The following is a 23,290-nucleotide window of genomic DNA, read 5'->3' as shown; positions in this document are numbered from 1 at the left end:
TCCGTCAGGCGCTGAGGGCGGCGTTGAGAATGCTGTGTTCAGTCGCATCCACAGCCCGTATTTCCGAGACGGCGGTGTTACCGTGGATCACATAGAGGCGTTCGCAGAGGCCGATCAGTTCGATCGTCTCGCGTGACAAAACCAGCACCGCACCGCCGGCTTTCGCGAAATCGCGCAAGATACGGTAGATTTCCGCCTTGGCGCCGACATCGACGCCGCGCGTCGGCTCCTCAATCAGGAGGAGATCGGCATCGGTCGCGAGATAGCGGCCGAGCAGCACCTTTTGCTGATTGCCGCCCGAGAGCGCACCGACAATGGCGGACGGCCCTGATGCCTTGATGTTCAGCCGACGCATGGTTTCGGTAATGACGTCGCCGTACCGCTTCGCCGCCGTCAGCGCCGGCCGGCCCGCATGCAAGGCTGCAACGATGTTCTGCCCAACGGAATGGCCGAGGAACAAGCCATCATCCTTGCGGTCCTCCGGCACGAAAGCGCCGCCCAGCGCCTGCCAGCGACGGACGCCGCTCTCCTTCGGCACAGGAAGCTGGATAGTCTCTCCCCGCCGGGACGCTGTGCCCTCGACAGGGGCAAACTGCCCGACGAGCGCGCGCACCGCCTTCTGTTGTCCCTGCCCTTCGAGACCAGCGAAGCCGACGATCTCGCCCTTCCTCACCGTGAAGGAGAAAGGCTGAGAATCCGTGTGAAGCCGAAGGCCGGATACGGAGAGCGCCGCGGCACCTTCGCCTTGACCGCGCTCGGGAAAAAGGTCTTCCAGCTCGCGCCCAACCATCATCGCGATCAGCGAGGCGGGCGTCATTTCCGAGAGCGGTCGCGTGCCCACCAGTTGTCCGTCCTTCAGCACCGTCACCACGTCGCAGATGGCAAAGATCTCGTCCATGCGATGGGAGATGTAGACGATGGCCTTGCCCCCTTCGCGAAGCGACCGGATATGCCGGTTGAGGACTTCGACATCGGCGGCATTCAGTGCCGCCGTTGGCTCGTCAAGGATAAAGACGTCGGCATCCGAGTCGATGCCGTGGGCGATCTCGACAAACTGGCGCTCAGCAATGGAAAGCTCCGATACCAGCGTGTCGGGATCGAGCGTCAGGCCGAGGCGGGCGAGCGCGTCCTTCGTACCCACGCGCATGCGCCGACGGTCAATTCCGCCGAAGCAACCGGTCGGTTCACGGCCGAGGAACATGTTTTCCGCGATCGTCATGTTGGGCAGCAGAGAGAGTTCCTGGAAGACCGTCGATATGCCGGCTTCGAGTGCCGCGCGCGGATTGGCGAAGCTTACGGTTCGGCCCGCGCGGCGAACCTCGCCGCTGTCAGGCTGATGCACGCCGGCCAGGATTTTCATCAGCGTGGATTTGCCCGCACCATTCTCGCCCATCAGGGCGTGCACGGTGCCCGGTGCCAGCGCCAGCGACACATCACGAAGCGCGACACTGCCTCCGAATGCCTTGGAAATGGCTGCCATTTCAATGAGATGCGACATGGATTTCCTTTACCCGAATTACGGGAGGCAAGCAGGCGCCCGCCTCCCGGCGCGGTCCGCCTACTGCTTGGCGTAGAATTCTTTGAGCTGTTCTTCGGAGAGTTCCGATGGCCACCAGACATTGGCCGACAGGTCGTCGCGGTAGTATTTCTTGACCTTTTCGAGGTCCCAGCCTGGTGGATTGTAGTCGTAGTGTTTGTGAAGCGCCTTGCCTTCGAGCAGTGCGACAGCGGCGCGGATGCCGGCCGCGCCCTGGGCTGGGCTATATTCCGACGAGATCGACTTGAAGCCGTCGGCAATCCACTGACCGAAGAAGCCGTTATTGCCTTCGCCGGAGATCGGCGGAATGGGGGAGCCGAACTGCTTGAAGACGTCGACGCAGGCGCGTGTCATATCCGCACCCGACGACCAGATGCCGTCGACATTCGGGTCACTGAGGTAGAGCGTCTCGCAGACCTTCTTGGCCTTGTCGTATTGCCAGTCGCCGTGCTCCTCGGCAGCAATCTTGATCTCAGTGCCTTCGAGCGACTGCTTGAGGCCATTGTAGCGGTTGGTATCTTCTGGATGGCCGGCGAGGCCGCGCAGCACCCAGATGTTGCCCTTGCCACCGAGTTCCTTGACGAGGAAGTCACCCATGACCTTGCCGAAATGCTCGGCACCACCCTGGATTTCCGTCGTATAGGCCTCCGATTCGATGCGGCCGGTGTGCAACACGACCGGAATGCCCGCTGCCACGGCCTTCTCGATGCTGGCATTGGCCGAAGTCGAGGTGACGGGCTGGACGATGATCGCATCCACCTTTTGGGCGATCAGGTCCTCGATGTCGGCGACCTGCTTCTTCTGGTCGAAGCCGGCATCGAGCAGGATGAATTTTGTGATCCGCTTGTCGTTATCGGCTGCGGCCTGCGCTTCATGCGCCACCTGCACGGTCCACGTATTTGCGTTGACGCCAAAACTGCTCATGCCGATGACCCAGGGTGCATCCTTCTTGTATTTGCCTTCTTCCACCGTGGGATTGTTTTCCGCACGGGTCGTGACGCCCTCGAGCAGCGGCACCTCCTGCGCAAAACTGTTCGTTGCGAAGAACACGCCGGCCAACAGAACCGATGCGCGGATTTTCCTGATGATGGTGCTCATACTTCTCCTCCAAAGCAGGCGTTTAACGGGGGATTTACCGGCCGGAAGCCATGCGGCGTCGGCAGCCCGTGACGTGTGTCCGGTGCCGTGCACAGCCTTGGAAACGACCTGGAACTCTCCTCCGGTCACCAGAAAATCACTGGCGCTTTCGACTGTCAATAGTTATTCAGAGTGAATGAACAATGCCGTTCTTGCAAACCATCTCTCCGGATGCGAAGTCTGCACCGGGAGAAGAGGGGCTTGAATCCCGGTGGAGGGGACAGTGGCACGGACCGTTCTATGCTTCGGAGATTCCAACACTCACGGCCAGGTACCTGGCCGCGGACCGCTTGATCGCTACCGACGCGAACAGCGCTGGGGCGGTGTTCTGCAAGGCCTGCTCGGCCCGAACTGGCAGGTTATCGAAGAAGGCCTGAGCGGACGCACGACCGTGCATGACGATCCGATCGAAGGTTCGCTCAAGAACGGCCGGACCTATCTGCGCCCCTGTCTGCAGAGCCATGCACCACTCGACCTTATCATCATTATGCTCGGCACCAATGACCTGAAGCGGCGCTTCAACATGCCACCGTCCGAGGTCGCAATGGGCATCGGCTGTCTCGTGCACGATATCCGAGAACTCTCGCCCGGCCGGACCGGCAACGATCCCGAAATCATGATCGTCGCCCCGCCGCCGATGCTGGAAGATCTCAAGGAATGGGAGTCGATTTTCTCAGGCGCACAGGAAAAATCTCGCAAGCTGGCGCTGGAGTTCGAGATAATGGCGGATTCTCTGGAGGCGCATTTCTTCGACGCCGGTACGGTCTGCCAGTGTTCGCCGGCCGATGGCTTCCACATCGACGAGGATGCCCACCGCCTGCTCGGCGAGGCTCTCGCCCAGGAAGTGCTGGCGATCGGGTGGCCCGATGCGTAACTCCGTCTCCTTCTCCCTGACCGTCGCCCTTTCCAGGAAGGATCGCTCCCTTGCCTGACATGCGTTTCGCGCCGCCCAATCCGCTTCGCATCGCCGACCGCGCCAGCGGCCTCAACTCGCTGAGCGTGCGCAGCTACAACGAGCGTCTAGTGCTCTCCCTGCTCCTGCAGAACGAAGCGACGACCCGCCTTGAAATCGGCGAGAAGACGGGCCTTTCGGCGCAGACGATTTCAGTGATCGTGCGCTCGCTCGAACAGGAAGGCCTCGTCGTGCGCGGCGAGGCACAGAAGGGCCGCGTCGGCCCGCCGACGACGCCTCTCATGCTGAACTCCGAGGGAGCCTACTCGGTTGGCGTGAGCGTCGGATACCACAACACCCACATCGTCGTCGTCGATTTCATCGGCAACGTCCAGCACCATCGCGTGATGCCGCACAAGGCGGCCGACACGTTCGATGCGCCGGAAGCGTTGGCGCTCGAAATTCGCTTGGCCGTCGCCGGCCTTTCAGAAAGCCGGCAGGCCCGTATCGCCGGCGTCGGCCTCGCGCTTCCCACCCCGCCAATCCGCTCCGAGCCGGACCACGACGTGCTGCACCGCTATCTGGAGGCCGAGTTCGGTCTTCCCGTCTTCGTACAGAACGACATCACGGCCGCAGCCGGTGGCGAAAGCCTGTTCGGGACGGCGAGGCAGTTGCAGGATTTCCTGTTCTTCTATCTCGGCGCTCGCCTGCACTGCCGCCTCGTCCTTAATCACCAGATTTACAACGGCAATTCGCCGCTTAGCTATGATGTCGGCGTGCTCGCCCTGGAACGCCGCCTGCCGGCGGACAGCGCTATGGCGGAGAAACTCTGGGGCCAGGATTTGTCTTGGCCTCCGTTGGAAGCGACTCTTGCAGACTGGCAGCAGGCCTGCGCTGAAAATCTCATTCAACTGACGCAATCGCTGCTGCAATTCATCGAACTCAGGACCGTCGTCCTCTCGTCCTTCGTTCCAGCCGCTATTTGCGAGGCGCTGTGTACGCTTGTCCGGCAGGAAATCCCCTCCGTTAACGCGGTGGTGGGAAGGACATCCGCAGCTCCGAAAGCAGTCGGCGCCGCCAGCCTCCCCTTTAGTTCGCGCTTCATGGTGAACTAGACCGCAAGGCGCGCGCACGCGGCCCTTGCCATCGGTGTGGGCGTTGCGGAATTCCTCTCGATGTGGCGACCGCCCTTGCTCGCTCTGGAGCAGTCGGATCGGACGTCCTCATACATTGCGAACACCGCCACCGTTGCCGCGGTGATGACGTATTTGCTCTTCAGCTACTCGCGATCTTCGATCGCGAACTACATCAAACTTCAAAAGAGCGCGCGAAGTCGGAGGAGATGCTTCGCGAGCTCATTCGTGCGGATGTCGCGCAACACCTCCTGAACGGTGAAAGCATCCCGGCCCAGAGCCACGGCGAATGTACCGTTCTGTTCGCCGACCTCGTCCATTTCACGGACCTCGCGGAAAATCTCTCGCCCGTCCACCTGGTCGAGTTGCACAATGCAATATTCAGCGATATCGACAGCCTGTCCGAGCGTAATGGCATCGAGAAAATCACGGTCCGCTCTCGTTTCCTAGCTTTGCGGGCTGGCTGCCACTGCTTCCAGGGCGATCGCGACGATGCTGTCGGCAAAGCCCGTGTCGAGTGGGCGATGCCCGACGAGCAGCCGGTAGAAGACGGGACCGTAGATCATGTCGAGCAGCACCTCGAGGTCTTGCTGCAACGTGATCTCCCCCCTGGCGGCAGCCTCGAGCAACATGGCGCGACCGGCCTCGCGGCTCGAGAGGATGACTTGGTTGCGGAAGGCCTTGGTGAATTCGCTTTCGGGGTCGGCGGCCGCGAGCGTCATGGCGATTTGGCGCCCTCTGGTCGTCGCAAAGGCCTGGATCAGCGATCGCATCTGCCCCGCGAGGGCCGATCGCAGACTTGTTCCGCCTTCTGCGAAGATGCCCGGGTCTCCGGACATCAAGGCGGCCATGGCGAGTTCGGAGGCGTTCGCCCAGTGCCTGTAGATCGTTGGTTTCCCCACACCGGACCTCGCGGCAACGGCCTCGACGGTCAGACGGCCAAACCCGTCCTCCGTCAGGATGTCGTGCGCCGCTTTCAGGATTGTCGCCTGCGCCAATTGGTTTGGCGGTCTTCCACGCCGTTTCGGTGGGCTCATGTGCTGTTGACTCATGTAATTATAAAACGTAACGTAACGTAACTATACGCCAGCGACAAGAGGCCGTCCATGTCCACCTCGATTTCGTCCCTGACCCCCTACTTCATCGTCAAGAATGCTCGCGTAGCGATTGATTTCTACGGTCGCGCCTTTGGCGCCGAGGAGCTCTTCCGGATGACCGACCCGCGCGACGGTCGGATCGGCCACGCGGAACTCAAGATCGGCGAAAGCACCGTCATGATTGCCGACGAGTATCCCGACTTCGGTGCACTGAGCCCAGACACGATCGGTGGCTCTCCCGTAACCTTCCACCTCGCAACTCTGGCGGTCGATGCCGATCTTGCCCGGGCCGTCGACGCGGGGGCCGTCGCATTGCGTGCCGCTGCAGATCAAGGCTATGGGGAGCGCGTCGCCATGGTCGTCGATCCTTTCGGCCATCGGTGGATGCTTTCGCAGAAGATCGAGGATGTGGCGCTGGAAGAGATGCAGCGCCGCTGGAACGAGCAGACCGGAGCGTGAACCGGGCAGACGGAACTCGAACTGGAAGAGCCGGCACGGCTCCCTTGGAGAACAGCGCAGGCGAGGACAGTCTGTCGCACCGCCTTTTGCAGCCGGGAGATGGGCGGCACTATGGGCTCGGCCTGCTCATCGGCGTGTTCCTCCTTCACCGTCCGCGCTGAGAACTTCAGCACCGTTCGGGCGCGTTCCCGGCATTCCACTCGATGCATTATGGGATCTTTCGATCTTTCTAGTCGAGAAGGCCGGGTCTGATTGCGGCCACTGCTGGTCAGTAGACCGGCTGCTAAATCAATCTCAAACCGGCTAACCCCTATGTCTTCAGCACATGCTCATCGGCGCCAGAAGAGTGCGGTAGTGATCAGCCGTTTTCTGTGGTCGGCGAACGCGCAACACTCCAACGAGCATCCACTGCTCCCCCCGAAACGGCCATGCTGCAAATGAGATTACGTCGGGTGCTTGCGACGAGGACCCCTATCGGTACGCAGCCTCCCGGATTCCTTTTTCCCGCTTCACTGGCCTGAAAAATAAAGGCGTCGAAGAGCGCGGTCAAAGCCCTGAACGAAGTAACCTGAATTGCCGCCATCTCCGTCAATCCAGGAGTGGTCTTCTTTCAGATGCTTTCGCCGCAGAATGTCGGCCGGCTTGTTCGATTTCTTGAAGGTAAGCGACTCTCGGAACGCATAGTGTGAAAACAGTCGCATGAACTCACCGAGGTAAATGTCGGAGACGGCATCGTTGTCTTCAATGACCAGCATATTCTCATCATTCGTGTCGGTCGATGCCTTGGAGAAGTTCGCAGATCCGACAATGACGATCGGCTTAGACCCAAGGGGGTCGATCAGCATGTATTTCGTATGAACGAACCGAACGTGTACATCGTCCTGGACCCGATCGATTTCCTTTAACCAGCGATCGAATGCGTTGGTTGTGATGTAGTTGCCAACCGCAACTGTGGTGTTCGGTCGCTTCCGGATCCGATCCACCTCGGCCGCTTGGACCTTATAGTTCCTGCCATTGCCTTTTTTCTCCATGAGGGCGAAGCGTAATACGTCGTCCGTCTGGTCATAGACGGTTACGAACCGGCTGTTCATGCCGAATGCGAAGGTGGTGAAAAGAGCCCGCTCCGCATTTCCGGCAAGCTGCGCATACCAGTCGAGAGCGGCAAGGTCGGTCCGTGGGGAGAAGACGGCGACGGTGTCGCCTGACGTGTTTATCTGCTGCGGTGGGGTTGGCGAAATCGCTGTGGAGGCCGTTGCGGTCGGCCGAACCGTCTTGTCCTTATTTAGGACTTCCCAATACGCGAAATAGGCTTCTGCGATCTTCTGGTCTCGAATGATATGTGCATTGTTCGAATGACCAAAAATTCCATTGTCGCTGAGGTTGGTCGAGCCGGTCCACACTTCGGAGAATTTTCCGGCTCGCCGGAGCACGAAGAACTTATTGTGCGCGAACTGCCCGGATCGGGTGCGAGCTTTGGTAAGACCCGCGATCCCTGAGCCCTTCAGCGCATCTTCGTTGCCCTCGCGCTGGCTGTCGCCGTCGTAAAGGATTTTGATCTTGGCGCCACGATCATGGGCTGCCCTAATCGCGACATGAATTCGCTTGTTCTCGAATTCAAAGATGGCGCCATAGAGCTCATCTCCTTGGCCTGCCTGACTCAGGAACGCCTCGAGCCCCTCAACCAAACCACGCGATAGCCAATCGTAGGCTGCCTGGCCCACTTGATTGGGCGCGAGGTTTTGGAAGCGCCGGGCATATTCCTGCGACGCGATTGCTCCGCGGTTAAAAAAGATCGCGTGCTTGCCTTGGTCAATACGTTCTGTCGTCACCTCGAGGGAAACGTCCGCGGCCTCGACCAGGGCACCCGGCTGACCCCCCATTGCTACGATTCTATACGTGTATTTTTTCCCGGGTGACGGTGTGTAGTCGGACCACTGAAACGTCTGCAAAGGATGCCAGAACGACGACACCGGAACTCCCGGATCCGGATGCGGGTCGACGCTCTCGAACGTTTTCAGACCTGACAGCCATATTTTCTCGCCATCCTCATGTCGGGTGCGTTGGATGGCAAAACCTAAGATACCGCGCGTGCGGATATCCTCCTCGCTCATGTCCCAACCGAGAACAACGACATTCGTGCCGGCCACCGCGAGTGCCGTGACACCGTTGCGACTGCCCTTCTTCCGCATCCTTGCCTCCCCGAGGAATCGGCGCCGACTGGAGCTTCTCACCAGGTGCGTATCCTGCAAGGGAAGGTAGAATATGCGACAATCGGGGGCAATTGGTGCGGCGTCGTCGAAAGGTTCTCGGCGGCACGCATTCCCCAACAGTGTCGCCGCCCAGTGAAATCGATCGCCTACTGGCCGCCGCGCAGTTCCAATCGGAGGCGCTGTTAGCGGCAATCCCTGTCGTTCCCGACGATACATTATGCGATCGTTTTAGCCCCGAACATGAATATCCTCGCAACAAGACTGCACAGGGCTCGTGAAGAACAGCCCCTTTACCTTCTCTGCCTTTCCGCCAAAGCCTGAATCGGGAGTCCGGACCCGTTGTTGGCCTTCGCCAGCGGCAATTCGGATAGGCCGCTTTGCGCCCTCACTCCGGTCGTTCACACCACCCCCTTGGGTTCTGGGAAGCAGTCAGTCTGCTTTCGTAATGATCGTCCGGAACGCGCAATAGGAGGCGCGTGCGCCGTGCGACGACAGCAACCCCGAAGGCCTATCTGAGCAGCTGAGAGTATCGTCGACGGGCAGGCTCACACTTGATACCGTCGTCAGTCTTCTCGCGAAAGTCGCTGAGGTGTCAGATGTCATCGAAATGACTGTCGCCGAACACCTGCCATTGAATGCCGAGAACCTGCGTAAGGCGCTATCATAGTTACCAATCCTTGTGCGTTAGTCGCTGGGTCGGGAGTACTAATACCTTCAAAGCGACGCAGTTGGCGCAGTGTGGCGCTCCATCGACGGGTCACCCGGTCGCCCGTCGCGAGAGTTCACGAGCTAGTTCCAAGAAAGCCCTGACCCCAGCCGATAGATTGCGCCGCCCAGGATAGTGGAGGCAAAGCCCCGGATAGGGCGGTGTCCAGTCTTCCAGAATACGGATAACGCGCCCCGCGTCGATGTCCGGGAGAATGTCTTGTTCGAAAATGTATCCTACGCCGGCACTATCGAGAACGGCGGTTCTCGTAAGGCTCGCTTCATCCAACGTTATCGGGCCGCGCACATCAATTTGCACCTGTTCCCCGTCCTTTTCGAAGCGCCACCGAAACAGTGATCCATCGGGAAGACGAACGCGGATGCATTTGTGATTGAAAAGGTCGGGGGGCCAGTGGCTTCCCATACTTCTCGAACTACTCGGGAGAGCCGACCACCGCATGTCGCTGTGGCCGGCCGAGCGAAACGGCAATCATGTCGGTGGGTACAAGGCCCGCAACCCTGACGCCTAGATCGAATCCGTCGCCGACGACATCCACCAATTTTCCCTCGGTGACGATATCGACGTGCATGTCTGGATAAGGGCGCAGGAACTCAAGTACGAGCGGTGAGATGATGGCGCGCGCGGCAAAGGGTGCTGCGTTGATACGTATCGTTCCGGAAGGTGTTTCGCGTTGCGAGCGCACGGTCTCCAGAGCGGTACGGAGATCCTGAAGGGAAGGCGCGACCTGTTGCATAAAGAGCCTGCCGGCATCCGTCAGCGAGACGCTGCGCGTGGTTCGGTTGAACAATCGGACGCCGAGTCCCGCTTCAAGTCTGCCTACTGTGTGGCTTAGCGCTGTCGTGGACATGCCGAGATCGATGGCCGCTGCGCGGGATGTGCCGCGCCGTGCAATCGCGATGATCGCTTCCAGCTCTTTGAGATTGGGTTGTTCCATTGTCCCGATTTGTTCACTATCGCACGCCGGTTTATCCCACTTATCTGTGCAATGGTCGAGGGGTAAGTTTCTGGTCAGATCATGTGGAGAAACACAATGGATATGCCCCCAACAGTTACCGCGTACTTTGACGCCGACCGCCGCAATGATGTGGAAGCGTTTTCAGAGACCTTTTTGGATGACGCAGTTGTCGAAGACGAAGGCGCTCGCCACCGAGGCATTGCCGCAATTCGCCAATGGTGGGCGGCTGTGAAAACAGCGACCAACTACGTCGCTGACCCTGTCGAAGCCACACGCGACGGCGACAAAGCGCTCGTCCGCGCGAATGTAAGCGGTCAGTTCCCCGGCAGTCCGGTGACGCTCACCTTCGCCTTCACCACCAAAAACGACAAAATCGCCAGACTGGAGATCAAGTGATGATCGATTTTCTCAATCTTAGAGGTAAACGCGCGCTCATCACCGCTGCAACGAAAGGCGCCGGCGCTGCGACGGTCAACCTGTTTCGCGAACTCGGTGCACAGGTGCTGACGACGGCGCGGGCGCGTCCGGAAAGCCTCCCGGAAGAGTTGTTCGTAGAAGCTGACCTGACCACCCGAAGAAGGATGTGCAATTGTTGCTGACGCCGCGCGTCAGCGCCTGGGTGACGTCGATATCATTGTCCATATGCTTGGAGGCTCTTCAGCAGCCGGGGGTGGCTTTGCGGCGCTATCCGAAGAGAATGGGACAAGGAGCTGTCACTCAATCTGTTTCCGGCTGTTCGACTTGATCGGCTCCTTGTCCCGGACATGGTTGCCCGAGGATGCGGGGTGGTCGTGCACGTGACATCCATCCAGGGGGTCATGCCGCTTCCGGAATCGACGACCGCGTATGCAGCGGCAAAAGCAGCGCTTTCGACTTACGGCAAGTCGATAGCGAAGGAAATTTCGTCCAAAGGTATCCGGGTCGTGCGGGTGTCGCCTGGGTGGATCGCAACGGAGGCCTCAGTCCGTTTGGCCGAGCGCTTGGCTAAGCAAGCCGGTACTGATCTGGAAGGCGGCAAGAAGATCATCATGGATGCACTGGGTGGCATTCCGCTTGGTCGGCCGGCGAATCCTGAAGAGGTCGCAGATCTGATCGCATTCCTCGCCCCCGACCGCGCATCTTCGATCACGGGTACCGAATACACGATCGACGGAGGTACGGTGCCCACGGCGTAGGCGCCCCCTGCAGATCAGGCGGGTGTGTCCCACCCGCCAATCTGCGAGTAGATCGCGTTGCGGAGATAGCGCACGTCGCGGTTCAAAGCGGCCAACTCCGGGGGCGTCTGGGTCGAAGCTGCAAGCAACGTGTCGCTGAGGCAGCCTGCCCTGTGCTGCAATGCCCGACCTTTTTCGGTCAACGCGATCACCACTTGCCGCTCGTTGCTGAGGTTTCGGGTCCTGCGCAACAAGCCGGATGTCTCAAGGCGCTTCAAGAGTGGTGTAAGAGTGCTGGATTCCAGTGCAAGGGTGTTGGCAATGGCGCCGACCGTTTGCTCATCTTCGCTCCACAAAACGTTGAGCACGAGATACTGCGGGTAAGTCAGGCCCAATTCGTCGAGGAGGGGCTTGTAGGCGCGCTGAATGGCGATGCCAGCAGTGTAAATCGCGTAGCACAACTGATCGTGCAATGGCGGTGGATCATTATGGGGTTTGGTCATTCTGGGCTCCTTTGCGCACCAATATAATCAAGGTTACCGCGAAAACCAATATCGCGATAAGAAATATGTTGACGAGCAGTTCAATATCTGACAACTTAAATATATCGCGATAACAGTTATCGCTATCAACGAAAGGAAAAAGCCATGACACGCACGGCCACTACCACCGTTGCCGCAATCGCAGCCGCCGCCATATCCGCCGCAATGCCCGCAAACGCCGCCGACACCATCCCTGAAAGCCAGGCCGTCAAAAACGTTGTGCTCGTCCATGGCGCATTTGCTGATGGCTCTGGCTGGAAGGGCGTTTACGACAATCTTACGAAGCGCGGCTATCGCGTCACAATCGTCCAGAACCCTCTGACCTCGCTCGAAGACGACGTTGCCGCCACCAGACGTGCGCTCGAGCGGCAGGATGGTCCGGTCATTCTCGTCGGACATTCCTGGGGCGGTACTGTCATCACGGAGACTGGCATCGATCCGAAGGTTGCCGGTCTCGTCTATGTCTCCGCTCTCTCACCCGATGCCGGCGAAACGACGGCTCAGCAATACGAAGGATTTGCTCCGGCAGCGGAGTTCGTCATCGAGACCACAAAGGATGGTTTTGGATATGTCAGCCCGGCAAAGTTCAAGGCTGGGTTCGCTCATGACGTCAGCGATGCCGATGTTGCGTTCATGAGGGACGCGCAGGTGCCAATCAACATGTCGGCGTTCGCCACGAAGCTCGAGAATGCGGCATGGCGCACCAAGCCTAGCTGGGCTGTTATTGCCACCGAGGACAAAGCTTTTGATCAGGCCATGCTGATCCACATGGCTGAGCGCATCAAGGCGAAGATCACCAAGGTGTCGGCAAGCCACGCCTTGTTCATGACGCAGCCTGCGGCCATCGCCGATACCATTGATCAGGCCGCCAAGACCGTGTCGGCGAAAAAGCAATGATCGACTTCGCGTCATCGGGAAGGTCGAGACCCTCCCGATGACGCTGAAACAAATCTGTTAAACAGACCGCAGGCCCGAGCGAGATGCCGGTAGGGCGTCGGATCCTTCCAAGATCCATGAGCATTTCCTCGTCTTTCGCGACCACCACTTCAGCAACTTTACCAGAATTAATTTACGGAGGAACTCACGTGAAACTGTATACCCATGATGAAAATGTACCTGCAAATACGTCTTTCGCGCACAACACGGTCGGCGATGTCTTCGACTTCATCGTCTGCGGCGCTGGGTCCAGCGGCTCGGTTGTTGCAGCGCGCCTGGCAGAGAATGGAAACGCGAGCGTTCTCCTGCTCGAAGCAGGTGGAGATCATAAATCCGAGACAGTATCGAACCCTGCGCAATGGCCGTTGAATCTTGGCTCCAGCCGGGACTGGGGCTTCGTTGGACAACCGACACCTGGTCTGGATGGCCGACGACTTCCTCTCAGCATGGGCAAAGGGCTTGGCGGCGGTTCGAGCATCAACGTCATGGTATGGGCCAGGGGACATAAGGAAGATTGGAATCACTTTGCCGCAGAGGCCGGGGATGACGCCTGGGGCTATCAGTCGATCCTTGGCTACTATCGCCGGATCGAAAACTGGCAAGGCGCTCCGGACCCTACTCGTCGCGGGGTAGGTGGGCCTGCATATGTGGCGCAGCCTACTTCTCCGCAGGCAGTGGCGGAGGCCCTGTTGAACGCGGCATCTGCCATAGGGATACCTCTCTATAATACCACGAACGGCGAAATGATGGAGGCATCTGGCGGTGCATCGATTGCTGAACTGCGTATCCGGAAGGGCAAGCGGGAAACGGTGTTTGAATCCTATGTTGATCCGCTGCTGTCGCGTCCAAATTTGATGGTGATCACCGAGGCGTTGGTTACGCGTCTCATCTTCGATGGTAAGCGGGTAAGAGGTGTGGAAGCTCTGATCGATGGTCGGCGACGCCAGTTCATGGCGCATTGCGAAACGGTGCTGTCACTTGGCGCGATCAATACGCCGAAGGTCCTTATGCAGTCCGGAATCGGCCCGGAAAACGAACTGCAATCGCATGGCATCCCAGTCGTGCAACACCTGCCGGGTGTTGGTCGCAATCATCAGGATCATCTCGCCTTCGGCTGCACCTGGGCCTACCGAAAACCGGAAGCAGTGGGGGGTAGCGGCTGCGAGGCAAACCTCTACTGGAAGAGTGACGCACGTCTGTCCCAGCCTGACGTCCTCCAGTGCCAGTTGGAGTTCGCCGTCCCGTCGCCGCTTGAGGCCGGTCTCGAAACACCGGAGCACGGCTGGACCATGTTCAATGGTCTCGCACAGCCGAAAAGCCGCGGCCGATTGAGGCTCTCTGGCCCCGATATAAACGACCCCGTCCTGATTGAGCCAAACTCACTCAGTGAGCCGGAAGACATGGCAGCCGCGTTGGCCGCAGTGGAATTATGCCGCGAACTTGGAAACAGCGATGGCTTTAGACCTTTGGTGACGGGCGAAACCGCTCCGGGGCAGCGCGACAGATCAGGAATGATCGACTTTATCCGGCGCTCAGCAGTCACCTATTGGCATCAGTCCTGCACAGCCAAGATGGGACGCGACAACATGTCGGTGGTCGACAATGAGCTCAAGGTATACGGTATCGACGGCCTCCGTATCGCGGATTCTTCGATCATGCCCCGGATCATGGCAACACGATGGCGCCGTGCGTTGTCATCGGAGAGCGGGCCGCCGTTTTGATCCGAAACACACACGGTCTGATAGCTGTGAGCGAACCTCTCGCCCAGTCCATTTGAACTCGTTTGTGAGGAGCTTGGCGTCCTGCTGCGCGGGTCGCCGAGTTCTCCGCAACTGCGTTCTAGGTTCGGCCTGGCTTGAGACTTACGGAGCACTCAGCGACGTCAGCTTTGCGCGCCCACGCCAGTCGTTGAGGCCGATTGGGCTTCGTCCCGAAAACAGCCAGTCAACCATTGCATAATCAACCAAGGCAGCCCCAGGTCCGGAGCCCAACGAAAGCTGGGTCGCAGTAAGTGGAACGTGTGGGCAATGTCGTCACGCTCGGCGGCTCGCAGGAGCACTGCCCCCTCGTCAGGGGCTCGTAGCAAGCCAATCCGCGAACAGCCGCGCCTTTGCAGTCGCGCGCCGATGTATCCTCAGATGAAAGCCGACAGGTGAGGGAATGCTTTCTTGCACGAGCTTGACTAGCCGCCCTTCGTTGACGAGGCTTCCGACGAGCCCGTCCCACCCCAGCACTGCTCCAACATCGTCCTGAGCCGCCTGAAGCGCGATCATGTAATTGTTGACGTAAAAGCTGCGGCCCTTAGGGGCGGGAAATCCGAGTGCGGCAAACCAGTCGTGCCAGCTGGTCCAGCCAGTCTCCTTGCTGCTTGAATGGATCAAGGGTGCTTTGAGCAGAGCCTCGAGCCGGGAGATCCGGTACTCGGCGGCAAATCGTGTCGTTCCCAGCGCGATAATGTGGTCCTGAAAGAGTTTCCTGTATTCTACACCGTTCTCCTGGGGGTTGCCGTAATGGATCGTCAAGTCGCAGCGGCCGGTCATTCCGGGCACGTCGCTAACGACCTGTGACACGGTGATGGAGGGATGTATCTTCCAGAAGGCCGAAATCTTCGGTGTGAGCCAGAGTGAGCTGAACGCCGTGGTCGCGCCGATGGTCACGTCGACGGTTTCGGGGCGCTCGCGGATCTGGGTAATGGCTTCCGAAATCGTCTCGAATCCGCGTTCAATTGCGATGAACAGAAGCGCTCCCTTCTCGGTCAGTTCCACACCTCGGTGGTGGCGCAGGAACAGGCTGCATTTAAGGTCAATCTCCAGCGCTTTGATCTGGTGGCTGACCGCCGCCGGCGTCACATTCAGCTCTTGAGCGGCTTTCTTGAAGCTCGCATTTCGCGCCGCCGCCTCGAAGCAGACGAGGGCGGTCATCGAAGAGAATTCATAAGGGCGTGGCATAAGGGTCCCGTTATATGTTCTCCCGCAGGAGTGGGTAGGCTTTGAGATTATTTCAGCTAATCCAAAGTGAAATTTAACGCTATTGCCAGACGGTCCGGTTTGCAAGCATGATTGATCTGAATTGAACCATCGCCCGGGAATTTGCCAATGACAGCTAACCCGACCTCGATTCATCAGCGGCTCGATCGCCGTCTATCGGGCTTCAGCCTGGAGCAGCCCTTCTACGTCTCGCCCGAGGTCTACGCGCTCGACCTGCAGCACATTTTCTACAGGGAATGGCTCTATGCCGTTCCGGCCTGCCAGCTCGCAAGGACCGGCAGCTATGTCACGTTACGCGTGGGCGCCTATGAAGTGGTCATTGTCCGTAGCCGTGACGGTGAAGTCCGTGCGTTTCATAATTCCTGCCGCCACCGCGGATCGTTGATCTGCAAGGCACGCCAGGGGCAGGTGGCGAAGCTTGTCTGTCCCTACCACCAATGGACCTATGAGCTTGACGGTAAATTGATCTGGGCGAACGACATGGGTCCCGATTTCGATGCTTCGAAATACGGCCTGAAACCCGTCAACCTGCGCAATCTCGACGGCCTCATCTATATCTGTCTTTCCGATACGCCGCCGGATTTCCAAACATTCGCACAGCTGGCGCGCCCCTATCTGGAGGTTCACGACCTCAAGGATGCCAAGGTCGCGTTCACCTCTACGATCATCGAGAAAGGCAACTGGAAGCTGGTCTGGGAGAACAACCGCGAGTGCTATCATTGCAGCAGCAACCATCCGGCACTCTGCCGCTCCTTCCCGCTCGACCCGGAAGTTGCCGGTGTTCAGGCCGATGGCGGAGTATCTAAGAAGCTCCAGGTGCATTTCGACCGTTGCGAAGCCGCCGGCACACCGGCGCAATTCGTCCTTGCTGGCGACGGTCAGTATCGCCTCGCACGTATGCCGCTGCAGGAAAAGGCGTTGAGCTATACGATGGACGGCAAGGCCGCTGTTTCCCGGCATCTGGGCCGGGTTGCCCCGCCGGATGCCGGCACGCTCCTGATGTTCCACTATCCGTCGACGTGGAACCACTTCCTGCCGGATCACTCACTCACCTTCAGGGTTATGCCGATCAGTCCGACCGAAACCGAGGTCACGACGACCTGGCTCGTACACAAGGATGCGGTCGAAGGAGTCGACTACGACCTCAAGCGCCTGACGGAGGTCTGGATCGCCACCAATGACGAAGATCGCGAGATCGTCGAAACGAACCAGCAAGGGATCCTCTCTCCGGCTTACGTGCCCGGTCCCTATTCACCGGGTCAGGAAAGCGGCGTCATGCAGTTCGTCGACTGGTATGCGGCCTCGCTGGAGCGCGCCCTTGCGCCGCGTCAAGTGGCTGCGGAGTGAGCAGATGACCCAGTTCAAGCAGCTCAGTTTCTGGAGTGATGCCGAGCCGCTTGAATGCGTCACGCGCACGCCGGAAGCTCCCAATGTGGTGACCTTCAGCTTTCAAAGTCCTTCCGGGGCGCTGTTCAACCATGATCCGGGGCAGTTCGTCACTCTGGAACTGCCCGCGCCGGGCGGACCGCTCTATCGCACCTATACCATCTCTTCTGCACCCTCGCGGCCAACCGCACTGACGATCACGGTCAAAGCGCAGGACGGGTCCACCGGCACACGGTGGATGCTGGACAATCTACATAAGGGCATGCGCATCAGGGCTATCGGGCCGGCGGGAAAATTCTCGATCGTGCATCACCCGGCTGATAAATACCTGTTCATCTCGGCCGGCTCGGGCATCACCCCGATGGTGGCGATGACCACCTGGCTCTACGATTCCGGACGCGAGCCGGACATTGTCTTCATCAATTGCGCGCGCCGACCCTCCGAGATCATTCTGCGCGACAGGATGGAACTCATGGCGTCGCGCATCGTCGGCATCGACCTGAAATGGGTGGTCGAAGAGCCAGACCCGTTCCGGCCCTGGACCGGCTACCGGGGCATGTTCAATCAGATCATGCTCGGCCTGATGGCGCAGGATTATCTCGAGCGCGAAGTGTTCTGCTGCGGTCCGGGGCCCTTTATGCGGGCCGTCCGCGAGGCGCTTGCCGGACTTGGCTACGATATGAGCCGCTACCATCAGGAGAGCTTCACGGCGGAGCCCGGGCATGCCGAAGACGTCCCCGAGGATGTGATCCCCGATGAGCAGAACCATGCCGAGATCGCCTTCGCCCTCTCCGGCGTCACGACCAGATGCAGCGAGACGGACACGATACTGGCGGCGGCAAAGGCTGCAGGGCTGGTGATCCCGTCGGGCTGCTCGATGGGGATCTGCGGCACCTGCAAGGTGCGCAAGACAGAAGGCCAGGTCCACATGGTGCACAATGGCGGCATCACGGATGAGGACGTGGACGAAGGATTCATCCTCGCTTGCTGCTCCAAGCCCCTGGGCCGTGTAGCGGTCGAAGCATAGGCAAGGCGGTCCCTAAAACAGATTGGGTTGGAGCGGCCAAACGAGACGGATGTTTCGTGCAGCTCGCCGATGCCAACATTCCACTATGAGACAAACTCAGACGAAGGCATTAGCCAAATCCTGGATAGTGGTACCTGCAAAGCGTGTCCGAAGGGCGCGCTCGGCATCTGCCATGGCCTGATCCAAGAAGGTGTTGACCGCACCTTCCACGGGACAGGTAATGTGGTCCCTTGAAAGGGCAATTGAGAATGCTGATCCGGTCTGCAGGGCATCGTGGACCTGCTCGACCGTGATCTCGTCGGCTCCCTTCGCGATCCGCCAGCCCCCGCTTCGTCCTCCTGCTGACCTCACAATGCCCTTTTCCTTGAGAGCGGCCATAGTCCGGCGCACAACGACCGGGTTGGTGTTCAGCATCTTTGCAATCGTCTCCGAGGTCTCGCCGCCACCAAGAAGATGCATATGAACGAGAACATGAAGCATTCGGGCAAGACGGGTGTCGGACATTGTGTAACTCGCCGTGTTTCGGAAACTTGACGTCACGTTTTCTGTAACATAGATTGTTTCGGAACAACAGGGGAGTTCGTCATGCCGTGTCGCAAGCTGGCCGTCAACGGTCTTAACATTCACATTGAGGAACAGGGCGAAGGACCAGTCGTCCTTTTCGCCCACGGATTTCCGGAAACCTCCTACGCATGGAGACACCAGGTTGCGGCGCTGGCAGCAGCGGGCTTTCACGCTGTTGCACCTGATATGCGGGGCTATGGCGAGACGGACAGTCCGGCCGAGGTGACTCGATATTCGACGTTTGATCTGGTGGGGGACTTGGTGGGCCTGCTCGATGCGCTAAGCTGCGAGAACGCAATCATCGTTGGGAATGACTGGGGCAGCACAGTTGCCTGGCAAGCAACCCTCTTGCGGCCAGATCGCTTCAAAGGAGTTGTAGCGATAGGTGTTCCTATGATGGACGCCCCTCCCGCGCCGCCCACGACCTTCTTTCCCCAGACCGACGATGAACTATTCTACACTCTCTATTTCCAGGAGCCGGGAGTGGCGGAAGCTGAACTTGATCGGAATGTGGACGCCACGCTCCGCAAGATTCTGTTCTCCGCCTCGCGTGAGGCTGGACCTCGAAGAGAAGGCGACGGTACCCCAAACCCGTTCAACATGGTGTCACGGAATACCGGGTTGCTCCCAACACTGCCGACTCCCGACGTGCTACCGCGCTGGTTGAGTGAGGCGGACCTCGCCCAGTACGTCAACTCCTTTAGGAGAACCGGGTTCAGAGGCGCGCTCAACTACTATCGCAACCTCGATGCCAATTGGCACCTTCAGCGCTCGCTCAGCGGCCTGAAGATCGAGGTTCCTGCCCTCTATATGGTGGGAGAGCAGGATGTCGGTTTGAGCATGCCGGGCATGCGGCAGATTATCGATGCGATGCCTGACCTCGTTCCCAATCTCAAGCAGAGCCTCACGATACCAGATTGCGGACACTGGGCACCGCAGGAGAAACCTCATGAGGTCAGCGAGGCCATCATCGCCTTTTCGCGATCCGCGTATTTCCGCTAGTGGCGCACAGGCGATGGGACGCCGCCGCCCGGGTGATGTCTTCTTTCAGGCAGGCACGATGACGGCCTCTATGACTGACATAGGGGCGCAAAGCGGCCACCATGACCCCGCCCTGGAGACTCTGCATTGAAGAGAGCCGTTCTTCACGAGCCCTGTCCTTCGAAGACAGCCGACGCCTTCATCAAGGCGGTTCTCAAATTAAATGCCACAATGCGCACGCGATCTCAATTTCAAAATGCGAACTCTCGTTTTATGTGCGGGGACAACTATTTGATTCCGCTCAGACCGGAGTCTTGCGATTAACTGCCAAACGACAGAGGGCCCCGACCGACCGCCACAGTCGCTCGGATTGGCGGGAGCGGCGGGCGCTCTTGGCGCTACGAGGGCGGGGCGTTGGACCGGCGAACGCTTCGGCCAGCGTGTTACCGGCGTCGCACTCACGCTGATGCTCTGCTCATGTATTATGATCGGCCTGTTGCCTTATTCGATCCTTTTCCTCGTTGCCGGGGTGCTGCTGCTCGATTTCGGGCTCCAGGACGTTCACGTGGCGAGCCAAGGCCTGCTCAGTCCCCGTTCGCGGCCTTCACAAAGGCAGCAAGTTCTTGCCCGTAACGTGCAGGCTCTTCGTAGAAGGGGCTGTGTCCGCTGTTGTCGTAGAGAGAGAGGCGGCTGTTCTTGTGAATGGCCTTGATGCGTTCTGACATCGCAACTCGAACCAGCCGATCGTGTACACCATGGGTCAGCAGAATCGGACCGGCATAGGCTGCAAAGACCGGTTCGAGATCGATTGTCGCAGTCCTGACGAAGCCTTCGTTCACGGCGCGAGACGTCATGCCGTTGACAACCAGCATGCGCTGCATCTCCGACGGTGCCGGCAGCTGGTGAAAGCAGGCGGCGAGGAAATCGGCTGTCGCGGCGGTGCGTTCGGCCAGATCGTGCGAAGTGGTGGTCCGGGCTTACTCCATGTTGTTTAGTGGTCGTTATTCAATCGGCCTTGACGAGACCTGTCAAGATGTTGTTTAGTGATCGTTATGGAACAGAGTGCAAAATCTCGTGGCGGCCGGCCGTGGAGCTTCGATCGGGACAAGGCAGTCGACATCGCCATGCGGCTGTTCTGGCGTCACGGCTATGAAGGGGTGTCGGTAGGCGACCTGACAAAGGCAATTGGGGTTGCCCCCCCTAGTCTTTATGCCGCGTTCGGAAGCAAAGCCGGGCTCTACCGGGAAGCGCTCGCCCGCTACGAGGAGACGTTCGGAGCGCTGGATGTTTCTGTGGTCGGCTCGGCTGGCACGCTCGAGGAAGCGGTGCGGCTCCTGCTGGAGGGAGCTGTCAGGGCCGTCACCCATCCCGATCGCGAGCGTGGCTGCATGATTTCCGGCAGCCTCGTCGAATGTCAGCCGGAGAACGCCGCGCTCGCGCGCGTCGCCGCCGCACGCCGCGACGCCATGCGCGAGAGGATCGCGAACGCACTCTGCCCCTTTGCCGAGCCGCAGGATTTGCAGCGCCTGGCCAGGCATCTGGCTGCGGTCATGCAGGGCGTCTCGATCCAGGCGCGAGACGGCGCGACACCGGCCGAACTACAGGAGGTCGTAGAGGACGTCGTTTCGGGCGTAGCGGCACGACTTGCTTTGAATCGGCGAGCGTTGAACGACCTGAACCTCGGAAACTAAATTGGAGGCCGCCGATGATGTCCTCAGTGATGCCGTCGCTGAAAAAAGTCTGATCCGGCGAGCTGCAGAGATTCTCGAACGGCAACACCGCAATCAATGTCCGCGCCGATGCCGAAGACATCGACGGCGCGGCTATTGGCGTATACCTGAATGCCAGACGTGAACGGGTCTGGCGATATTCTTGAGGGATATCTCGCCTCCGTCCAGGAAGGCGGTCCGGCACTTTCCGCCAAGCTGGCGATGCACGGCATCGGCGATGCATATCCCTCCCGGCTCGGCCGATGCCTCGAGGCGAGCAGCGACGTAGACGCCGTCCCCCAGCAAATCGTCTCCTTCGATGACGACATCGGCGAGATTGATGCCGATCCGTAGGACGATGCGTTCGCCAGACGGTAGCTCCTCCTGATCACGCGCCAGTTCTTCTTGCAGCGATATCGCGCACTCCACAGCGTCGACTGCGGAGTTGAACGCGACCAGGGCTCCTTCCTCCATGAGCTTGACGATCCGGCCGCCGCGTGCGTCGATGTTGGGAGAGAATATCGAGGCTGCAGTCGCTTTATTGCATCGAGGGTTCGCCCCTCGTCGGCCTCCATCAGGCGCGAATAGCCGACGATGTCCGTAGCCATAATGACAGCAAGTCGCCGTTCGATGCGCCCCTTCGTCATCGCGCTTTCCACACCTAGGCACGAAATACTAGCTTTTATTGATGGAACGAGAAAGGCGCTCGGGAAGGCAGACGGGAGTGTGCCGCATCGTCAAGCGAGCACGAAGGCAGGCTGCCAGCGGGGCGCGGGCGGGGAGATGGATGCCGAACGGACTATGCGCAAGTGGTGCAAACATCGTGTACAACACTTCTCGGGAGACTGTACCGCCGTGCAAGCTGATTGCCTCGAGTCCGGAGCCCAGCCGGTGCGGGGAAGAGGGCAGCCATGTTCGATCAGCGGGAGAGAATCGCGCTCCTCATCGACGGCGCCAATCTCTTTGCCTTAAAGGCGCTCGGCTTCGACATCGACTATGACAAGCTGCTCCAGGCTTTTCGACGCGCGCCTATCTGCTCCGGGCCATTACTATTCCGCGTTGGTGGAGGAACAGGAAACGGCCGGAAGGAAGGGCAGCCACGCCACGAATTCGAACAACGCGCTCATGTTTGGGCGGATAGCCGCCCCGACGCAACCGCAAGAAACTTGTCGATCGCGCCGCCACCGACAAGATCAAAATGCTTGGCCGTCACCGCAGTTATCCGGGGCGGGCTTCGCCGAGAGGAGGGGTTCCACCGACCTTATTGCAAAGACGAACTAATGCGCCGGTCGCCCAGTTCGCGGCGACTGCGCCACGGTGAAAACACGCAAAGCGTTTTACGCTGCTCGATTCGGATCCAGGCTAATCGAGGCCGTCCAGCGATCAGAGCACGGATACGTTTTCCGCCTTCGACTTTCCGGTCTTGCGATCTTGACCGATCTCGTAGCTGACCTTGTCACCCTCTTTGAGCGAGCCGCCACGCTGCAGGGCAGACACGTGAACGAAGACGTCAGTTCCGCCATTCTCAGGCGTGATGAAGCCGAATCCCTTGTCGTCGTTGAAAAATTTAACAGTGCCAGTAGGCATAATAGTCCCTCTTCAATTTTGCACTTATGACTCGCGCGCCGAACGTATAGCCCAAGTGCTTTCTGATCAACGGTCAGAAGCCTTCCTAATCATTGTTGCAGGCGATTACTTCGGTAGAGGGACGATTGTCTCGTTAGATCTGTGCTTGAATTATAAGTCGGCCGTTAGCCTCCCTTCGAGGCGAGGGATGAAAGTCGGCTCTGGTGAAGGTTTTTCGATGCGGGCCGCGGCGCGGCGGTGGCGGCTGGGCCTGTGTCGGCCCGCGTTGAA

20 protein-coding genes and 5 pseudogenes are annotated in these 23,290 nt (G+C 59.3%); 13 read left to right on the top strand and 12 right to left on the bottom strand.

The window, feature by feature from the left end:
• Window positions 1-4: 4 nt before the first annotated feature.
• On the bottom strand, window positions 5-1,498 hold the full coding sequence (locus JOH52_RS26660; protein WP_014531270.1) for a sugar ABC transporter ATP-binding protein: 1,494 nt from the start codon (window positions 1,496-1,498) through the stop codon (window positions 5-7).
• Window positions 1,499-1,558: 60 nt separating this feature from the next.
• Entirely contained in the window at window positions 1,559-2,635 is a 1,077-nt protein-coding gene (locus JOH52_RS26655) for an ABC transporter substrate-binding protein (protein WP_010968050.1), read from the bottom strand.
• Window positions 2,636-2,897: 262 nt separating this feature from the next.
• Here JOH52_RS26655 and JOH52_RS26650 point away from each other — a divergent pair, with 262 nt between their 5' ends.
• Both JOH52_RS26650 and JOH52_RS26645 read left to right on the top strand, forming a co-directional pair.
• Window positions 2,898-3,548, top strand: coding sequence for an SGNH/GDSL hydrolase family protein (locus tag JOH52_RS26650; protein WP_014531269.1), 651 nt, complete (start codon window positions 2,898-2,900; stop codon window positions 3,546-3,548).
• Between the two features lie 59 nt (window positions 3,549-3,607).
• A complete protein-coding gene (locus JOH52_RS26645; protein ID WP_017266790.1) occupies window positions 3,608-4,681 on the top strand; it encodes an ROK family transcriptional regulator in 1,074 nt (357 codons plus the stop codon).
• 200 nt (window positions 4,682-4,881) lie between these two features.
• Here the strand turns inward: JOH52_RS26645 and JOH52_RS35340 are convergent, their stop codons facing one another.
• Window positions 4,882-5,019: a hypothetical protein gene (locus tag JOH52_RS35340; RefSeq protein WP_014531267.1), complete on the bottom strand. Its 138-nt coding sequence runs from the start codon at window positions 5,017-5,019 to the stop codon at window positions 4,882-4,884.
• On the opposite strand from JOH52_RS35340, the pseudogene JOH52_RS36565 reads away from it, so the two are divergent.
• Window positions 4,999-5,070: pseudogene (locus JOH52_RS36565) on the top strand (hypothetical protein); the annotation flags it as partial. The gene JOH52_RS35340 and the pseudogene JOH52_RS36565 sit on opposite strands and share 21 nt — an antisense overlap.
• A gap of 75 nt (window positions 5,071-5,145) precedes the next feature.
• On the opposite strand, the gene JOH52_RS26635 reads toward JOH52_RS36565, so the two are convergent.
• Window positions 5,146-5,751: a TetR/AcrR family transcriptional regulator gene (locus JOH52_RS26635; protein ID WP_010968053.1), complete on the bottom strand. Its 606-nt coding sequence runs from the start codon at window positions 5,749-5,751 to the stop codon at window positions 5,146-5,148.
• 54 nt (window positions 5,752-5,805) lie between these two features.
• On the opposite strand from JOH52_RS26635, the gene JOH52_RS26630 reads away from it, so the two are divergent.
• Window positions 5,806-6,255, top strand: coding sequence for a VOC family protein (locus JOH52_RS26630; RefSeq protein WP_010968054.1), 450 nt, complete (start codon window positions 5,806-5,808; stop codon window positions 6,253-6,255).
• 509 nt (window positions 6,256-6,764) lie between these two features.
• Here the strand turns inward: JOH52_RS26630 and JOH52_RS26625 are convergent.
• The gene (locus JOH52_RS26625) at window positions 6,765-8,444 is read right to left on the bottom strand and encodes a phospholipase D-like domain-containing protein (RefSeq protein WP_014531266.1); all 1,680 of its coding nucleotides are present in this window, start codon (window positions 8,442-8,444) and stop codon (window positions 6,765-6,767) included.
• Window positions 8,445-9,222: 778 nt separating this feature from the next.
• Window positions 9,223-10,126: pseudogene (locus JOH52_RS26620) on the bottom strand (LysR family transcriptional regulator).
• A 96-nt stretch (window positions 10,127-10,222) separates the two neighbouring features.
• Between JOH52_RS26620 and JOH52_RS26615 the strand changes: the two are divergent.
• Both JOH52_RS26615 and JOH52_RS35335 read left to right on the top strand, forming a co-directional pair.
• The gene (locus tag JOH52_RS26615; protein WP_014531263.1) at window positions 10,223-10,543 is read left to right on the top strand and encodes a nuclear transport factor 2 family protein; all 321 of its coding nucleotides are present in this window, start codon (window positions 10,223-10,225) and stop codon (window positions 10,541-10,543) included.
• A pseudogene (locus JOH52_RS35335) lies at window positions 10,543-11,322 on the top strand (SDR family oxidoreductase). Before JOH52_RS26615 ends, JOH52_RS35335 begins: the two are co-directional and overlap by 1 nt.
• A 14-nt stretch (window positions 11,323-11,336) precedes the next feature.
• On the opposite strand, the gene JOH52_RS26600 reads toward JOH52_RS35335, so the two are convergent.
• Window positions 11,337-11,804, bottom strand: a complete 468-nt coding sequence (locus tag JOH52_RS26600; RefSeq protein ID WP_014528014.1) for a MarR family winged helix-turn-helix transcriptional regulator — start codon at window positions 11,802-11,804, stop codon at window positions 11,337-11,339.
• A 144-nt stretch (window positions 11,805-11,948) separates the two neighbouring features.
• On the opposite strand from JOH52_RS26600, the gene JOH52_RS26595 reads away from it, so the two are divergent.
• Together JOH52_RS26595 and JOH52_RS26590 are read left to right on the top strand one after the other, a co-directional pair.
• Window positions 11,949-12,740 carry an alpha/beta fold hydrolase gene (locus JOH52_RS26595; protein WP_010968061.1) on the top strand — a complete coding sequence of 264 codons (792 nt, stop codon included), beginning with the start codon at window positions 11,949-11,951 and terminating at the stop codon, window positions 12,738-12,740.
• Window positions 12,741-12,928: 188 nt separating this feature from the next.
• Window positions 12,929-14,556 (top strand): annotated as a pseudogene (locus JOH52_RS26590) (GMC family oxidoreductase).
• A gap of 292 nt (window positions 14,557-14,848) precedes the next feature.
• On the opposite strand, the gene JOH52_RS26585 reads toward JOH52_RS26590, so the two are convergent.
• Entirely contained in the window at window positions 14,849-15,727 is an 879-nt protein-coding gene (locus JOH52_RS26585; RefSeq protein WP_014531260.1) for a LysR substrate-binding domain-containing protein, read from the bottom strand.
• A 147-nt stretch (window positions 15,728-15,874) separates the two neighbouring features.
• Between JOH52_RS26585 and JOH52_RS26580 the strand changes: the two genes are divergently transcribed.
• Both JOH52_RS26580 and stc4 read left to right on the top strand, forming a co-directional pair.
• Window positions 15,875-17,113: an aromatic ring-hydroxylating oxygenase subunit alpha gene (locus JOH52_RS26580; protein ID WP_014531259.1), complete on the top strand. Its 1,239-nt coding sequence runs from the start codon at window positions 15,875-15,877 to the stop codon at window positions 17,111-17,113.
• Between the two features lie 4 nt (window positions 17,114-17,117).
• Window positions 17,118-18,179, top strand: a complete 1,062-nt coding sequence (gene stc4, locus JOH52_RS26575) for a stachydrine N-demethylase reductase subunit Stc4 (protein WP_014990312.1) — start codon at window positions 17,118-17,120, stop codon at window positions 18,177-18,179.
• Between the two features lie 96 nt (window positions 18,180-18,275).
• Here stc4 and JOH52_RS26570 read toward each other — a convergent pair whose 3' ends face one another.
• Window positions 18,276-18,683, bottom strand: a complete 408-nt coding sequence (locus JOH52_RS26570) for an Rrf2 family transcriptional regulator (RefSeq protein ID WP_014531257.1) — start codon at window positions 18,681-18,683, stop codon at window positions 18,276-18,278.
• Window positions 18,684-18,764: 81 nt separating this feature from the next.
• On the opposite strand from JOH52_RS26570, the gene JOH52_RS26565 reads away from it, so the two are divergent.
• Window positions 18,765-19,745, top strand: a complete 981-nt coding sequence (locus JOH52_RS26565) for an alpha/beta fold hydrolase (protein WP_014531256.1) — start codon at window positions 18,765-18,767, stop codon at window positions 19,743-19,745.
• A 563-nt stretch (window positions 19,746-20,308) separates the two neighbouring features.
• On the opposite strand, the gene JOH52_RS26560 is transcribed toward JOH52_RS26565, so the two are convergent.
• Window positions 20,309-20,596 carry an alpha/beta fold hydrolase gene (locus JOH52_RS26560; protein WP_014531255.1) on the bottom strand — a complete coding sequence of 96 codons (288 nt, stop codon included), beginning with the start codon at window positions 20,594-20,596 and terminating at the stop codon, window positions 20,309-20,311.
• 180 nt (window positions 20,597-20,776) lie between these two features.
• On the opposite strand from JOH52_RS26560, the gene JOH52_RS26555 reads away from it, so the two are divergent.
• A complete protein-coding gene (locus JOH52_RS26555; protein WP_014528021.1) occupies window positions 20,777-21,415 on the top strand; it encodes a TetR/AcrR family transcriptional regulator in 639 nt (212 codons plus the stop codon).
• A gap of 132 nt (window positions 21,416-21,547) precedes the next feature.
• Here JOH52_RS26555 and JOH52_RS26550 read toward each other — a convergent pair whose 3' ends face one another.
• On the bottom strand, window positions 21,548-21,907 hold the full coding sequence (locus JOH52_RS26550) for an adenylate/guanylate cyclase domain-containing protein (protein ID WP_014990308.1): 360 nt from the start codon (window positions 21,905-21,907) through the stop codon (window positions 21,548-21,550).
• Between the two features lie 437 nt (window positions 21,908-22,344).
• Here JOH52_RS26550 and JOH52_RS26545 point away from each other — a divergent pair.
• Window positions 22,345-22,510 (top strand): annotated as a pseudogene (locus JOH52_RS26545) (LabA-like NYN domain-containing protein); the annotation flags it as partial.
• Window positions 22,511-22,816: 306 nt separating this feature from the next.
• Here JOH52_RS26545 and JOH52_RS26540 read toward each other — a convergent pair.
• Window positions 22,817-23,020, bottom strand: a complete 204-nt coding sequence (locus JOH52_RS26540) for a cold-shock protein (RefSeq protein WP_014531253.1) — start codon at window positions 23,018-23,020, stop codon at window positions 22,817-22,819.
• Window positions 23,021-23,290 lie beyond the last annotated feature (270 nt).

It is taken from the genome of Sinorhizobium meliloti, assembly GCF_017876815.1.
Lineage (GTDB): Bacteria > Pseudomonadota > Alphaproteobacteria > Rhizobiales > Rhizobiaceae > Sinorhizobium > Sinorhizobium meliloti.
This window is presented reverse-complemented; position numbering and strand designations above follow the sequence as displayed.

Excerpts from the sequence above, each read along its gene's own strand:
- JOH52_RS26660 (WP_014531270.1), bottom strand. The coding sequence starts at position 1,498 with ATGTCGCATCTCATTGAAATGGCAGCCATTTCCAAGGCATTCGGAGGC.
- JOH52_RS26560 (WP_014531255.1), bottom strand. The coding sequence starts at position 20,596 with ATGCTGGTTGTCAACGGCATGACGTCTCGCGCCGTGAACGAAGGCTTC.
- JOH52_RS26600 (WP_014528014.1), bottom strand. The coding sequence starts at position 11,804 with ATGACCAAACCCCATAATGATCCACCGCCATTGCACGATCAGTTGTGC.
- JOH52_RS35340 (WP_014531267.1), bottom strand. The coding sequence starts at position 5,019 with ATGGACGAGGTCGGCGAACAGAACGGTACATTCGCCGTGGCTCTGGGC.
- JOH52_RS26635 (WP_010968053.1), bottom strand. The coding sequence starts at position 5,751 with ATGAGTCAACAGCACATGAGCCCACCGAAACGGCGTGGAAGACCGCCA.
- JOH52_RS26630 (WP_010968054.1), top strand. The coding sequence starts at position 5,806 with ATGTCCACCTCGATTTCGTCCCTGACCCCCTACTTCATCGTCAAGAAT.
- JOH52_RS26595 (WP_010968061.1), top strand. The coding sequence starts at position 11,949 with ATGACACGCACGGCCACTACCACCGTTGCCGCAATCGCAGCCGCCGCC.
- JOH52_RS26625 (WP_014531266.1), bottom strand. The coding sequence starts at position 8,444 with ATGCGGAAGAAGGGCAGTCGCAACGGTGTCACGGCACTCGCGGTGGCC.
- JOH52_RS26550 (WP_014990308.1), bottom strand. The coding sequence starts at position 21,907 with ATGGAGGAAGGAGCCCTGGTCGCGTTCAACTCCGCAGTCGACGCTGTG.
- JOH52_RS26655 (WP_010968050.1), bottom strand. The coding sequence starts at position 2,635 with ATGAGCACCATCATCAGGAAAATCCGCGCATCGGTTCTGTTGGCCGGC.
- JOH52_RS26580 (WP_014531259.1), top strand. The coding sequence starts at position 15,875 with ATGACAGCTAACCCGACCTCGATTCATCAGCGGCTCGATCGCCGTCTA.
- JOH52_RS26555 (WP_014528021.1), top strand. The coding sequence starts at position 20,777 with ATGGAACAGAGTGCAAAATCTCGTGGCGGCCGGCCGTGGAGCTTCGAT.
- JOH52_RS26565 (WP_014531256.1), top strand. The coding sequence starts at position 18,765 with ATGCCGTGTCGCAAGCTGGCCGTCAACGGTCTTAACATTCACATTGAG.
- JOH52_RS26540 (WP_014531253.1), bottom strand. The coding sequence starts at position 23,020 with ATGCCTACTGGCACTGTTAAATTTTTCAACGACGACAAGGGATTCGGC.
- JOH52_RS26615 (WP_014531263.1), top strand. The coding sequence starts at position 10,223 with ATGGATATGCCCCCAACAGTTACCGCGTACTTTGACGCCGACCGCCGC.
- stc4 (WP_014990312.1), top strand. The coding sequence starts at position 17,118 with ATGACCCAGTTCAAGCAGCTCAGTTTCTGGAGTGATGCCGAGCCGCTT.
- JOH52_RS26645 (WP_017266790.1), top strand. The coding sequence starts at position 3,608 with ATGCGTTTCGCGCCGCCCAATCCGCTTCGCATCGCCGACCGCGCCAGC.
- JOH52_RS26570 (WP_014531257.1), bottom strand. The coding sequence starts at position 18,683 with ATGTCCGACACCCGTCTTGCCCGAATGCTTCATGTTCTCGTTCATATG.
- JOH52_RS26585 (WP_014531260.1), bottom strand. The coding sequence starts at position 15,727 with ATGCCACGCCCTTATGAATTCTCTTCGATGACCGCCCTCGTCTGCTTC.